This is a genomic window from Formosa sp. F44 (assembly GCF_056238645.1).
The window spans coordinates 45,694-58,775 of record NZ_JBWDLJ010000002.1; the positions used below are offsets into that span (position 1 = coordinate 45,694).

At 33.4% G+C, this 13,082-nt stretch carries 14 protein-coding genes; 3 read left to right on the forward strand and 11 right to left on the reverse strand.

The genetic code is table 11. The features are described from left to right. Positions 1–35 precede the first annotated feature (35 nt). The 4 genes from AC0UBM_RS05210 to pdxA form a co-directional block, all read right to left on the reverse strand. Positions 36–1,031 carry a beta-ketoacyl-ACP synthase III gene (locus AC0UBM_RS05210; RefSeq protein ID WP_414035952.1) on the reverse strand — a complete coding sequence of 332 codons (996 nt, stop codon included), beginning with the start codon at positions 1,029–1,031 and terminating at the stop codon, positions 36–38. Positions 1,032–1,210: 179 nt separating this feature from the next. Beyond that, the gene (rpmF, locus tag AC0UBM_RS05215) at positions 1,211–1,414 is read right to left on the reverse strand and encodes a 50S ribosomal protein L32 (protein ID WP_007647175.1); all 204 of its coding nucleotides are present in this window, start codon (positions 1,412–1,414) and stop codon (positions 1,211–1,213) included. Between the two features lie 7 nt (positions 1,415–1,421). Continuing rightward, the gene (locus AC0UBM_RS05220; RefSeq protein ID WP_414035951.1) at positions 1,422–1,964 is read right to left on the reverse strand and encodes a YceD family protein; all 543 of its coding nucleotides are present in this window, start codon (positions 1,962–1,964) and stop codon (positions 1,422–1,424) included. A 97-nt stretch (positions 1,965–2,061) separates the two neighbouring features. After that, complete coding sequence (pdxA, locus tag AC0UBM_RS05225; RefSeq protein WP_475687939.1) at positions 2,062–3,084, reverse strand: 4-hydroxythreonine-4-phosphate dehydrogenase PdxA; 1,023 nt, start codon at positions 3,082–3,084, stop codon at positions 2,062–2,064. Positions 3,085–3,149: 65 nt separating this feature from the next. Here pdxA and AC0UBM_RS05230 point away from each other — a divergent pair, with 65 nt between their 5' ends. Next, entirely contained in the window at positions 3,150–3,743 is a 594-nt protein-coding gene (locus AC0UBM_RS05230) for a riboflavin synthase (RefSeq protein WP_475687940.1), read from the forward strand. Positions 3,744–3,745: 2 nt separating this feature from the next. Here the strand turns inward: AC0UBM_RS05230 and AC0UBM_RS05235 are convergent, their stop codons facing one another. Continuing rightward, positions 3,746–3,799 carry a hypothetical protein gene (locus tag AC0UBM_RS05235; protein ID WP_475688506.1) on the reverse strand — a complete coding sequence of 18 codons (54 nt, stop codon included), beginning with the start codon at positions 3,797–3,799 and terminating at the stop codon, positions 3,746–3,748. Between AC0UBM_RS05235 and AC0UBM_RS05240 the strand changes: the two genes are divergently transcribed. Together AC0UBM_RS05240 and AC0UBM_RS05245 are read left to right on the forward strand one after the other, a co-directional pair. Further along, complete coding sequence (locus AC0UBM_RS05240; RefSeq protein ID WP_475688520.1) at positions 3,798–4,037, forward strand: hypothetical protein; 240 nt, start codon at positions 3,798–3,800, stop codon at positions 4,035–4,037. The genes AC0UBM_RS05235 and AC0UBM_RS05240 overlap by 2 nt on opposite strands. A gap of 248 nt (positions 4,038–4,285) precedes the next feature. Then, positions 4,286–5,320 (forward strand): LacI family DNA-binding transcriptional regulator, encoded by a 1,035-nt coding sequence (locus AC0UBM_RS05245; protein ID WP_475687941.1) that lies wholly within the window; start codon positions 4,286–4,288, stop codon positions 5,318–5,320. Positions 5,321–5,424: 104 nt separating this feature from the next. On the opposite strand, the gene xylE is transcribed toward AC0UBM_RS05245, so the two are convergent. From xylE to AC0UBM_RS05275, 6 genes are all read right to left on the reverse strand, one after another. Beyond that, positions 5,425–6,843: a D-xylose transporter XylE gene (gene xylE / locus AC0UBM_RS05250; protein WP_475687942.1), complete on the reverse strand. Its 1,419-nt coding sequence runs from the start codon at positions 6,841–6,843 to the stop codon at positions 5,425–5,427. A 111-nt stretch (positions 6,844–6,954) separates the two neighbouring features. Further along, positions 6,955–8,280, reverse strand: a complete 1,326-nt coding sequence (xylA, locus tag AC0UBM_RS05255; RefSeq protein ID WP_475687943.1) for a xylose isomerase — start codon at positions 8,278–8,280, stop codon at positions 6,955–6,957. 3 nt (positions 8,281–8,283) lie between these two features. Beyond that, on the reverse strand, positions 8,284–9,768 hold the full coding sequence (locus AC0UBM_RS05260; RefSeq protein WP_475687944.1) for a xylulokinase: 1,485 nt from the start codon (positions 9,766–9,768) through the stop codon (positions 8,284–8,286). Positions 9,769–10,242: 474 nt separating this feature from the next. After that, the gene (locus AC0UBM_RS05265) at positions 10,243–10,884 is read right to left on the reverse strand and encodes a hypothetical protein (protein ID WP_475687945.1); all 642 of its coding nucleotides are present in this window, start codon (positions 10,882–10,884) and stop codon (positions 10,243–10,245) included. Between the two features lie 273 nt (positions 10,885–11,157). Next, positions 11,158–12,231: a zinc-binding metallopeptidase family protein gene (locus AC0UBM_RS05270; RefSeq protein ID WP_475687946.1), complete on the reverse strand. Its 1,074-nt coding sequence runs from the start codon at positions 12,229–12,231 to the stop codon at positions 11,158–11,160. Between the two features lie 184 nt (positions 12,232–12,415). Then, positions 12,416–13,081 carry a response regulator transcription factor gene (locus AC0UBM_RS05275; RefSeq protein ID WP_414035941.1) on the reverse strand — a complete coding sequence of 222 codons (666 nt, stop codon included), beginning with the start codon at positions 13,079–13,081 and terminating at the stop codon, positions 12,416–12,418. Position 13,082: the final 1 nt, after the last annotated feature.

A 13,082-nucleotide genomic window follows, 5' to 3' on the forward strand; every position in this document is an offset into this window, starting at 1 on the left:
TAAATTAGATTTTAAAATAAGTTATTATTAGTCAATTAAGAATTGTATGCCCAGGTTAAGTAAATAGATCCCCATGTAAAACCACCTCCAAAAGCAGCAAAAACTAATTTATCGCCTTTTTTAAGTTGTTTTTCATAATCAAAAAGTAATAATGGTAATGTAGCAGAAGTCGTATTACCGTACTTTTCTATATTAATCATTACTTTTTCTGAGTCTAAATCTATTCGTTTAGCTGTTGCATCTATAATACGCTTGTTTGCTTGGTGGGCTACAAGCCAAGAAATATCGTCTTTAGATAAATTATTACGTTCTAATATTTTTTCAGCAACATCTGCCATATTAGACACTGCATTTTTAAATACCGTTTTCCCATCCTGAAACACAAAGTGCTTTCCTTCGGCTACCGCTTCGGGAGTTACAGGGTAAGATGATCCGCCATAGGTAGCTTGTAGAAAATCTCTACCAGCACCATCGCTTCTTAAATATTCGTCGTGTAATCCTAAACCTTCTTCATTAGGTTCGAATAACACTGCACCGGCTCCATCACCAAAAATAATACATGTTGCTCGGTCTTTATAATTAATCATTGAAGAGTTTTTATCTGCTCCAATAAGTAATACTTTTTTATAACGTCCAGACTCGATGTAACTAGATGCTGTAGACATTCCGAATAAGAAACTAGAACACGCAGCTTCTAAATCGTATGCAAACGCATTTACCGCTCCAATCGCTGTTGCTGTAAAAGATGCAGTTGCAGCAGCTTTCATATCTGGTGTTGCAGTAGCAACAATTACTAAATCGATTTGTGTAGGGTCTACTCCCGACTTATTAATTAAATCCTGAGCAGCCTTTATAGCTAGAAAAGAAGTTCCTTGCCCTTCTTCCTTTAAAATACGACGTTCTTTAATTCCAGTTCTCGATGTAATCCATTCATCATTAGTTTCAACCATAGACTCTAACATCTTATTTGTTAAAACATGTTCGGGCACATATCCTCCTACAGCTGTAATAGCCGCTGTTATTTTACTCATAGCGTATAAATTATTGAACCAAAACTTAGATAATTAGACCTGAAACATCAATTTTACGGCCAAATTACTTAATTTTTTGGTTTAATTGAATGCAAATTAAGTTGTTTTTGACTTATAGAAAACTATATGACAAAAAAAACGCTCACAATGGAGCGTTTTTTTATATGCTTGCATAATACTTATGCTAAATTTTCTTCTACCTCTGAGTTGTCGATTAAAACTTGACCTCTGTAATATAATTTACCTTCGTGCCAGTGTGCTCTGTGATATAAATGAGCTTCTCCTGTCGTTGGACATGTAGCAATCTGTGGCGCAGTTGCTTTGTAATGTGTTCTTCTCTTATCTCTTCTTGTTTTCGAGATTTTTCTTTTAGGATGTGCCATTTTCTATTTATTTATTATCCGTTAATAGTTTCTTTAATGTATTCCATCGAGGGTCTGACTCCTCTTGGTCTTTTTTTTCTTCCTTAATTTTAGGACTCAATTCTTCTAGTTTATCGAGTATTTCTGATTGTAACGTGCCATCTTCAACTCCAGGGTGAACACGTTTCGTAGGAATTGCTAATACTATTAACTCATAAATATACTGTTGTATATTTAATTCATATTCCCCGTGAGGAATAATTAGTAAATCAATTTCTTCGTCATTATACTCATCACCAAAATTCACTACCAAATCAAATTCATTTTGAATAGGTTGATCGTAAGGTTCGTTTGTGACATCACAATAGACATTTACAATTCCCGAGATTTCAAAATGCAATTCCAATAACGTATTCTTCTTTTCGAAAAGAACATGTACCTGAATATCAGCATCATTAAAATCTTCATACCCAAAATGTGCAAAGAACTCTTGTCCAATTTGATATTCGAATTGATGTTTGCCTAATTTTAATCCAACGAATTGGATTGTAAATTCTTTCAACAGCTTCATTTCCATATCTAATTTGAGCCTGCAAATATATGAATTTTTATTTTACACAAGCTTACTTATAAACATTTTTTTGTTTATATCTTTTTTATTTAATATTTTACACTCTTTTCACAAGCTTATCATACTCCAAACGGTGCTTATAAATCTGTATTCCTGAGAATAACGCTTCTTTAAACGAGCTTACGTTTGCAATACCTTTCCCTGCGATTTCGAATGCTGTACCATGATCTGGAGATGTACGTACTTTATTTAAGCCCGCAGTATAATTTACACCCTCTCCAAACGATAAAGTTTTAAACGGAATTAATCCTTGATCGTGATACGAGGCAATTATAGCGTCAAAATTCTTATAATTATTCGAGCCAAAGAAGCTGTCTGCTGCATATGGACCATAAACCAATTTACCACTCTCTTTAATTTTAGCCAAAGTAGGACGTAAAATGGTATCATCTTCATTACCAATCACACCATTATCCCCTGTATGCGGATTGATGCCTAAAACAGCAATTTTTGGTTTAGAAATCTGAAAATCTCGTTGAAGTGATTTATATACGGTACTTATTTTCTTCTCAATTAATTCAGGAGTAATATGGTTTGCAATTTCACTAACTGGAACATGATCGGTTAACAAGCCTACTTTTAAAGTGTCAGTAATCATAAACATTAAGCTCTCTCCCTCTAACTCTTGCGCTAGATAATCTGTATGTCCAGGAAACTTAAATTTATCCGACTGAATATTGTGTTTGTTAATAGGTGCGGTTACTAAAAGATCTATAGTGCCTTCTTTTAGCGCCGCAGTTGCAGATTCAAGAGATTTAATAGCATATTCGCCTATTTTAAGATCTTCTTTCCCGAAATTTATAGACACATTCTCTTTCCAACAATTTAAAACATTAACCTTACCTATAACCATCTGGTTAATATGGTTAATGCCATTAAAATTCATATCCATTTTAAAATGATTCTTAAAAAAAGACATCACTTTAACTGAAGCGAAAATCACCGGCGTACAAAATTCTAGTATTCTTGGGTCTTCAAAAGTCTTCAATACAATTTCACCACCAATCCCATTCAAGTCTCCAATTGAAATTCCAACTATTATATTTTCTTCTTTCTTCATTAAACTTGATAACTATTTTGTTCGTAATTTTACAGATACAAATTTAACCAAATAATTGAATTAATATGTTTACAGGAATAATAGAAAATTTAGGTCGTGTTGCTAATCTTAAATCAGATCAAGGTAATCTACATGTAACCATAGAATGTGAATTAGCTTCTGAATTAAAAATAGATCAAAGTGTGGCTCACAATGGTGTATGCCTAACTGTTGTAAGCATAAGCGAAAACACATATACTGTAACGGCTATACAAGAAACCTTAAACAAAACAAACTTAGGATCTCTTAAAACAGACGATTTAGTAAACTTAGAACGCGCTATGCTCCTTGGAGATCGCTTAGATGGACATATTGTACAAGGTCATGTCGACCAAACTGCAACATGTATAGATATTAAAGAAACTTCTGGAAGTTGGTTATTTACTTTTGAATACAACAAGGATTTGAATAATATTACGATAGAAAAAGGCTCTATTACTGTAAATGGGACAAGCTTAACAGTGGTTAATTCTAAACGCGATCAATTTAGTGTCGCAATAATACCCTACACTTTCGAACATACCAACTTTAAGTATTTTAAAATCGGGGATACTGTAAACTTAGAATTTGATGTACTCGGGAAATATGTAAAACGCTTATTGGAGTTTGATATAAAGTAATCTTAGTGCTTCAAAGATTTTTTGACACCATAATATGCTCCGGCAGCGATTAAAATGACTAAACCACCGTCTACAGGAAATGCAGGAGGAGGAGGAGCATCATTAAAAGCTCGTGGTGCAGGTGGGTTTTGGGCAAAACACATTACCCCTACCAATATAAAAAGGATTAAAAAAAATTTAGTTTTATCTTGCATCACTATGAATTATTGGCTCACTATGTGTCCAAAATTGTTAATTAAAAAATTAAAATCTGCTATTAATTCAATCTCTCTTAACGCCACAAATTTAAGATAAAATACTTTACTTAAACAACTATTACCACTACTATTTTAGCGTATTTTTATGATTCTTAGTAATTACCAATAATATTAACTTTTATTTAATTACTCGGATTAACTATTTCCAATACAATGGTTTTGATAAATGAATCCCCATACCAAAGTTATTTAAAAAATTTACTGGTTTTAATTTGTAAGCTATTTTAATACTTTTACAAGAACAGCGCATCAACATTATTTAGATTTTAAAAGCTTAAACATTTTATGAAACAACGCATCACATTAAAACAAATAGCACTAGCCTTTAATGTATCTATTGCCACCGTTTCTAAAGCGTTAAAAGACAGTCATGAAATTAGTATTTCGACAAAACAAAAAATTCAAGAGTATGCGCTTCAACACAATTATAGACCCAATCGCATAGCCTTAAGCTTATTAAACAAAAAAACTAAAACTATAGGTGTTATTATGCCTTCAATTTTAAATCCGTTTTTTGTAAAAACGTTTAGTGGCATAGAACAGATCGCAAACGAAAAAGGTTATAATGTAATTACCATCGTATCTCATGGAAAATTAGATAAAGAAATTGCTTCCTTAAACATGTTAGAAAATGGTTTAATAGATGGCTTACTCATTTCATTAAGTGAAGAAACCGAATCTAAACAGCATTTTAAACATTTGGAAGAATTTATTGAAAATGCTGGCCCCATAGTTATGTTCGATCGTATTTCAGATTCCGTGATTACCGATAAAGTTATTGTAGACGATTTTAACTGTGCCTATAAAGCTACGGAACACCTAATAAAAACAGGATGTAAACATATTTCGGTGGTTTCTACCTTAAAAAATGTGGGAATTATTAAATTAAGAATTAACGGATATTTAAAGGCCCTAGAAGATTACAAACTACCGGTTAATAAAAAAATAATAACGCTTATAAAGCCCGAATACGACTTCGAGACCGAAATAAAAACCATGTTAGATTATCAGGATGTAGATGCTATTATTGGATTAGAAGAGTTTTCAGCTGTGGAAGCGATGGTAATTGCTCAAGATCGCGGGTATACTATCCCCGACGATATTTCTATAATTAGCTTTACAAGTAGCGACTTTTTTAAATACACAAAACCTTCCATTACTTGTATCAATCAGCATAGTGTATTTATGGGAAAGACCGCTACAGAAATACTGATTTCAAAAATAGAACAACCTCAGGATATTGATCCCGTTTTCGAAACAAGAACAATAAAAACAACACTTATAGAACGCAATAGCACAAAACCTTTGGTAATAAAATAGCCAGTACCTAAATTTTACCTTGCAATAAATTTATGTACTGGCCATTAAAAGTTTTACCATCCAATACGATTATCAGTATTAGATTTTAGGCATCTATTATTGTTTTATTTTTTAGTCCATAAATCATTCATTTCTTCTAATGTTTTTCCTTTGGTTTCAGGAATAAATTTCCAAACAAAGAATGCGGCAAGAACGCCCATTAGTCCGTAAATCCAATAAGCAAATCCGTGATTAAACTGTTCGATTAAGTAACTATTCTTATCCATCATCGGGAACGTCCAAGATACTAAATAATTGGCAACCCATTGGCACGCTACGGCAACAGCTAAAGCTTTTCCACGAATGTTATTAGGGAAAATCTCAGATAGAAGCACCCAGGTTACAGGCCCCCAGCTCATCGCAAAACCCGCGACATATACCAACATACAAATTAGAGAAAACAGACCTAGTGAATGACTAAAGAATGATGTCCCCAAGGCAAACATCGCTACAGCCATAGCCAAAGCACCAATAATCATTAATGGTTTTCTTCCAAATTTATCGACAGTTTGCATTGCTAGAACGGTAAATAATAAATTTATAGCCCCTACAATTATCGTTTGCATTAAAGCGGTATCTGTACCAGAGCCCATACTTTTAAAAATTTCGGGAGCATAATAGAGCACTACATTTATCCCAACAAATTGTTGAAAAACAGATAGCAGTATTCCGAATATAATTACAGGCACTCCATAAGAAAAGAGCTTCCCCGAATTAGCTGTTACTGTATTTTTAATCTCAGAAAGAATAATCTTAGCTTCCGTAGCACCATTCACTTTTGTTAAGACATCTAAAGCTTTTTCTGGCTTAGATTTTAACACTAAAGATCTTGGTGTGTCTGGAACAAACATTAAAAAGAACAAGAATAGACTAGCAGGTATTATTTCAGAAGCAAACATCCAACGCCATCCTATAGTATTAAGCCAATTATCGTTTCCTAAACTAGAAATATAATAATTAACAAAATATACAATTAACATTCCGAAAACAATAGCAAACTGATTCATAGAAACTAATCTACCTCTATTTTTTGCAGGTGCGATTTCTGCGATATAGAGCGGAGATAACATAGACGCTAATCCAACTCCAATACCACCAATTATTCTGTATACTATAAAGAAGTAAATAAATGTGTGATCGCCTTCACCTATAGACTTTAGAAACAACTCTGGAGCAGAAGATCCTATTGCAGATAATAAAAATAAAATCCCGGCTAATATTAGTCCGTTTTTTCGTCCCAATTTCCGACTAATAAAACCACCTGTAATCCCACCAATAATACATCCTATTAAAGCACTTGAGACCAAAAATCCTAGCCGTGCATTAGAAGCCATTTCGGACAACCCGAAGGGGAGCACGAAAAATTCATCTAATGAGCTAACGGTACCAGAAATTACTGCTGTATCGTAACCAAAGAGTAATCCTCCCAAGGTCGCGACCAAGGTTAAGCGCCATAAAAAGGCTGCATTGTGTGAAGTTGACATGTTTATGTGGTTTAGTTAATTTGTTTTACTATAAAAATGGAATAACAAAAACTGCATCGTATCCTTTATATTGAATACGATACAGCTTTATAACACCTTTAAGGATGTTTATTAAATATATTGGTTGATTATATTCTCGAATAATTCCTGCTTTCCACTTTGTAATTCTAATTCGCCATTCTCTTGAGCGATTTTATATAAATCTTGAAAGTTTAATTTTCCGTTTTCAAAATCTTTTCCTTTTCCTGAATCGAAACTACTGTACCGTTCTGTTCTTAATGTATCGTAAGCCGAAGATGTAATAATTCTATCTGCAGTTAATAAAGCTCTTGCAAACGTATCTGCTCCACCAATATGCGCATGGAATACATCTTCCATATCTGTTGAATTTCTTCTAATTTTAGCATCGAAATTCACACCTCCACCTTGTAAACCACCTGCTTTTAAAAACACTAACATGGCCTCTGTAGTCTCTTGAATATTATTTGGAAACTGATCTGTATCCCAACCGTTTTGGTAATCTCCACGGTTTGCATCTAAACTTCCTAACATACCCGCTTTTGCTGCGGTAGCAATTTCATGTTGGAATGTGTGTTGTGCTAAAGTTGCGTGATTGACTTCGATATTAATTTTAAAATCTTTATCTAGACCATATTCTTTTAAGAACCCAATAGCTGTAGCAGAGTCAAAATCGTATTGATGCTTCATTGGCTCCATTGGTTTAGGCTCGATAAAGAAGTTCCCCTTAAAACCTTGTGCTCTTGCATAATCCCTAGCCATACCTAAAAACTGTCCCATATGGTCTAATTCACGCCCCATATCTGTGTTTAATAAGCTCATATAACCTTCACGACCACCCCAGAACACATAATTTTCTCCATCTAAAGCAATAGTTGCATCCATAGCCAATTTAATCTGACCACCAGCTCTTGCTAATACATTAAAATCTGGATTGGTTGATGCACCATTCATATAACGCGGATTAGAAAAACAGTTGGCAGTTCCCCAAAGTAATTTTACACCTGAAGCTTTTTGTTTTTCTTTTAAATACTCGGTAATTGTTGCTAACCTACTTTCTAACTCTCCAAAAGAAGATCCTTCTCTCACTAAATCTACGTCGTGAAAACAGTAATAATCGAAACCCATTTTAGTAATAAATTCAAAAGCGGCATCTGCTTTTGCTTTTGCAGCTTCAATGGCATCTGATGGTTCGTCCCAAGGAAAATTTAAAGTTCCTGGTCCAAACGGATCGCCTCCTGTTCCGCAGAACGTATGCCAATACGAAATGGCGAATCTAAAATGCTCGCGCATTGTTTTTCCTGCTACAACTTGTTCCGGATTATAATATTTAAATGCTAACGGATTGTCGGATTCTTTTCCTTCAAATTTTATATCTCCGATGCCTTTGTAATACTCCTTATTTCCTAATGTTGCCATAATTTATTTGTGTTTTAATATCATTTCTAATTCATTTTTCCAACTTTCGTATGCGGTTTCATACGGTGCCTTATTTTCCAAAGGGGTACACGTCATCACATGATCGTTATTGGTAATATTTTCACCAAATTTATCGAAGTTCCCATCTGTTAAACCTGCCGCTCTAGCCGCTCCTACAGCTCCCGTAGTATTGTAAATTTCGATGTCATGATTAATTAGTGTAGCTACAGTGTTTGCAAAGATTTCTGAACGGAATAAATTATCATTACCAGCACGAATAACTTTAATATTACCTATATCTTTTTTCAGAATTTCAACGCCATAAACAAACGAAAAACCGATACCTTCTAAAGATGCGCGATACAAATGCGCATTACCGTGCGAATTTAGATTGAGGTTTAAAATATGCGTGCCTACATTTTTATTTTCTAACATGCGCTCTGCTCCGTTTCCAAATGGTATAATAACTACACCATTAGAACCAACTTCTACTTCTGAAGCTTTGGTATTCATGGTTTCGTAAGAATCGTTTCCACAATTATTTCGCAACCAACGGTACTGAATCCCTGCGCCATTTATATTTAGAAGTGTTCCTATAATAGGTTCTTCTTTAGTGTAATTAACATGTGCAAAATGATTTACTTTTGAAATCTCTTGAGGTTTTAAATTATTGGAAACCGCATACACAACGCCCGAAGTACCACCTGTAGCCGCAACTTCCCCCGGATTAAAAATATTAAGTGACAATGCATTGTTTGGCTGGTCTCCAGAACGGTAAGTAACCTGAGCTCCCAATGGCAAACCGGTGTCCTTAGATGCTTGTTCGTTTACACTCCCTTGGTTGGTAAAATTCTCTACAATTTCTGGGACTAAATTTTTATCAATCCCATAATAATCTAATAAGCCAGTAGCAACCTCGTCTGCTTTATAATCCCATAAAATACCTTCGGACAATCCGTTTTTAGTGGTCGCCATTTTCCCGGTAAGTTTATATGCGATAAAATCGCCTGGCAACATAAATTTATAAGTGCTTTTGTATGTTTCAGGTTCATTATCTATAACCCATTTTAATTTAGAAGCCGTAAAATTTCCTGGAGCATTTAGCATATGTTCGCCACAGAAGGTTTCACCTAAATCTTCTAATGCTTTCCTCCCAATATTAACAGCCCGGCTATCGCACCAAATTATTGAATTTCGTAACGGGTGTCCAGATTCATCTACGATAACTAAACCGTGCATCTGGTAAGAAATCCCTATGTTTTTTATCTGCGAAACGTTAACATCCGATTCTTTTATAACACGTTTTATCGCATTACACACATGCGTCCACCACATATTTGGATCTTGCTCTGCCCAATCTGGATTAACCGCAATAATCTCCATCTCGTTTGGAGGTTCGTGAAGTGATATTATTTTTTTTCCGCTGTCAGCATCAACTAAAGCGACTTTAACTGACGAACTACCTAAATCTATTCCTAAATGATACATTTCTAAAGAAAAATATGTTTTATTGAGTAACTATAAAAATGAAGATTCTTTTATTGTCAACATCTTTGTTCTTTTTTTAAATTCAACAAAAACGATAAGAATACCTTCAATTAAATATGAATTTAGGAATTATATCTCAAAATATTGAATAATATCTACACATTAGGTTTTTTAAAACTGTAAACGCTTGTATACTTTTCTATGCTAAAATATGGCAAAAACATCAACAATATAAGCCTTTTACACCCGTATTATTCGCCATTAAAAATCCGCTTTTTAATCTACTTAAAGGTTTAAGTAATTTTCTAATTACACCCTGAAAAAATTGGAACTATTTAAACAAAAAAAACCTTCAAGAATATAAACTCTTGAAGGTTTTAATGTATTTATTTATCGACTAATTTTTCTTTAAGTAATACTTTAGTGGCTTACCTTAAAATATCAGGATTAATAAGCGTTCTTATACATTGACATTCATTTAAAATGTAAGTCGTTAAATGCACGAATATCTAATCCTTGTTTTAGTTCCTTATCTAAATTAATAAAATAGGATTCTACCTGATCCAAAAGGGCTTTACCATTATTATGTGCTACAGAAATACGTGTAAAAATAACGCTTTTAGTAGTTAGAATAGCTTGCGTTATAGAAGCATTGAACTTCTCTATAAATGTTTTTATTGAGTTACTTAAAGCATGCTCAGTTTCAATAACAGATCCAGCAACTTCTGATACAGCAACCTTATTAATTACTATATTTTCGTTTTCTTCAGTAGCAAATTCTGATGACTTATTTTTTAAATATAGATTTAACTTGTATAGATATACTACAGCACTAAATAACAACCAACCGTTTAAAACGAAAAAAGCACCATAAGCTATAGGGTTATAAAGTGGGTTTAATAAAATATCGTTGAATTCTTGATAAAAAGCAAAGATGCCAAATGCAGTTCCGATCATAAATAAACAAATGCTCGTAAAAACCATTGCACTTAAGTGTTTGGTGTTTCTTTTAACAAATGATTCATTACTAAAAAATAATCTATTTATAAGTGACAAACTACTATACCCAGTTTGTGAATATTCTACTTGAGATGAGGTTAGTGTTGCTGTTTCCATAATATATGTGCTACTAAAGTTATCTATCTTTTTAAATGTTACCAATATGTAAATCGGTAGACACTTATAGATTAGCAATACATATGCCATTACAACAAACCCACTACATACAAGGGTTTTAGCATTTTTTGACAAAAAACCTGTGTGTAAAAAATACACAGTTTAACATTTTATGTATACAAATTATACACAGTTTAGATACACACTCTTTAATACTTTCAACTTCGAACAGCCAACCATTCTTTACGAAACGAAAATTTCTTGTAGAATAAATTAATTTTCCTTGTTGGCTTCCTTATAACGCTGTAAAATCTGATGGATAAATTCTAATTTCTCTTTTACTTTATCTGAAATCACAAATGGATAGACATCGGTTATCCCCATAGATCTGTTTATACTATTCACCGCATAAAATAAAGATGATGTTTCGTCTAATATAGCCTTAAAGGAGATATTATCTTTATAAGGGTAAATGGCATTAATACGCATATGGTGAGAATTCCGAAGGTTTGGAACCCCTTCTAAACCAAAATAAAAAGCCGTTTCCATAGCATCTAAAATATGTAAATAATGCGCCCAAGTTTCGGCCCAGTCTTCCCATGGATGAGATGATGCGTAAGTACTTATAAAATTTTCTTTCCAATTTTCCGGCGCACCATTCTTATAATGTACTTTTAAAGATTCCCCGTAATCCTGACTTTCGTCTCCAAAAAGGGCTCTATATTCCTTTAAAAAAACATCGTTAGACCGGAATATTCTATCCCAATAATAATGTCCAACTTCATGCCTAAAATGCCCAATTAAGGTGCGGTATTTTTCATTTAGAGAAATTCGAGTTTGTTCCCTACTCACAGTATCTGCTTCTGCTAACAAAATAGTAATAACACCATTGGCATGCCCCGTCATTACCTTTTTACCATCGATATTTGCATCTTCCTTGGATAAAAAATCGAAAAATAATCCGGATTGCGGATTTTCAAACTGACTAACTATTGGAAGCTGTAAACGTTGTAAAGCATAAATAAGTCTATGCTTGGCAATTTCCATAATTTGCCAGCGTTCGTAATATTCAGGAATATCTAAATCTGGTATAGTTCTATTTAACTCGCAAGAATTACAAAAACCATTATCGTCGTTTACTGGAACCAACCAGTTGCATGCATGTAAATTTTTATTTTTACAGTATGTATAACTCTCGCCGTTAATATCCCACTTTAACTGATTAGTATTGTTGGCCAAAATTTCATTTTCAAAATCTAAATACCCTAAAGCAGACCCACAACTTTCGCAAGTTGTATTCTCGAAAAACACGGGAAAATCGCAATGACTACACTGAAATATTTTCATAATAAAACACATTTAAAAATGAATAAGCTGAGTTTCAACACCCTGCTTACAACTTGGGCAAATATAATCTAATAATAACTCATAAAAGCACAAGATTATTTACTTATTATTAATTAAATTATAAACAAAAAAAACACCCCATACAGAGTGTTTTTAAGTCAAAAATCTATGAAGTTAGAAATCCTTAAATAAGACCTAAGTCTTTAGCGATAGCTACAAGGTGAATCACATTATTTGCTTTAAAATCTAGTTTTAATTTATTTAAACGCTTTTCGATAGAACTTAAACTTCTTGGTTTAATATTCTGTTTTTCCAATTTAATAGTAATATCGTTGTACGATAAGCCCTCAGATAAATATTTAATAAGGTTAATATCGTAGTCGTCCATTTCTAAAGACGTCTGCGGATTTAGAGCATTTTCTACTGCGGGAGACAGAAATAATTTATTGTTCTCAATTACTGAAATCGCTTGCCTCAATTCAAAAATACTTCTACGTCCTTTACAGACATACGCATTAATATTGTATTTATTTACCAATGTTCTTACACGTTGCAGACGATCTTCGGTAGAATACACAATAATAGGAATATCGAAACCTTCTTCTCTTATGGCATGAACAAGTTCGTCTCCAGATTTTAAGCGAGCATCCTTAAAGTCTGTTTTAAAGGACAAATCTGTTATTAATAAATCGAAAGGATCATTTTCGTGATTCGCTGTTTTAATCTTAAGCAATGCCATATCGCAATACTGCTCGCTTTTTACATTAGTAACGCCTATATCATTAAGCATACTAAGCACACCTTCATTTACCACATCGTAATCGTCTGCTATTAAAACTTTTTTAAACATA

What these genes read in the sequence shown, in the direction of transcription:
- AC0UBM_RS05265 (WP_475687945.1), bottom strand. Translation starts at nt 10,884, where the DNA reads ATGGAAACAGCAACACTAACCTCATCTCAAGTAGAATATTCACAAACT.
- AC0UBM_RS05210 (WP_414035952.1), bottom strand. Translation starts at nt 1,031, where the DNA reads ATGAGTAAAATAACAGCGGCTATTACAGCTGTAGGAGGATATGTGCCC.
- AC0UBM_RS05275 (WP_414035941.1), bottom strand. Translation starts at nt 13,081, where the DNA reads ATGTTTAAAAAAGTTTTAATAGCAGACGATTACGATGTGGTAAATGAA.
- xylE (WP_475687942.1), bottom strand. Translation starts at nt 6,843, where the DNA reads ATGTCAACTTCACACAATGCAGCCTTTTTATGGCGCTTAACCTTGGTC.
- AC0UBM_RS05260 (WP_475687944.1), bottom strand. Translation starts at nt 9,768, where the DNA reads ATGTATCATTTAGGAATAGATTTAGGTAGTTCGTCAGTTAAAGTCGCT.
- rpmF (WP_007647175.1), bottom strand. Translation starts at nt 1,414, where the DNA reads ATGGCACATCCTAAAAGAAAAATCTCGAAAACAAGAAGAGATAAGAGA.
- AC0UBM_RS05230 (WP_475687940.1), top strand. Translation starts at nt 3,150, where the DNA reads ATGTTTACAGGAATAATAGAAAATTTAGGTCGTGTTGCTAATCTTAAA.
- AC0UBM_RS05270 (WP_475687946.1), bottom strand. Translation starts at nt 12,231, where the DNA reads ATGAAAATATTTCAGTGTAGTCATTGCGATTTTCCCGTGTTTTTCGAG.
- pdxA (WP_475687939.1), bottom strand. Translation starts at nt 3,084, where the DNA reads ATGAAGAAAGAAGAAAATATAATAGTTGGAATTTCAATTGGAGACTTG.
- xylA (WP_475687943.1), bottom strand. Translation starts at nt 8,280, where the DNA reads ATGGCAACATTAGGAAATAAGGAGTATTACAAAGGCATCGGAGATATA.
- AC0UBM_RS05245 (WP_475687941.1), top strand. Translation starts at nt 4,286, where the DNA reads ATGAAACAACGCATCACATTAAAACAAATAGCACTAGCCTTTAATGTA.
- AC0UBM_RS05220 (WP_414035951.1), bottom strand. Translation starts at nt 1,964, where the DNA reads ATGAAGCTGTTGAAAGAATTTACAATCCAATTCGTTGGATTAAAATTA.
- AC0UBM_RS05240 (WP_475688520.1), top strand. Translation starts at nt 3,798, where the DNA reads ATGACTAAACCACCGTCTACAGGAAATGCAGGAGGAGGAGGAGCATCA.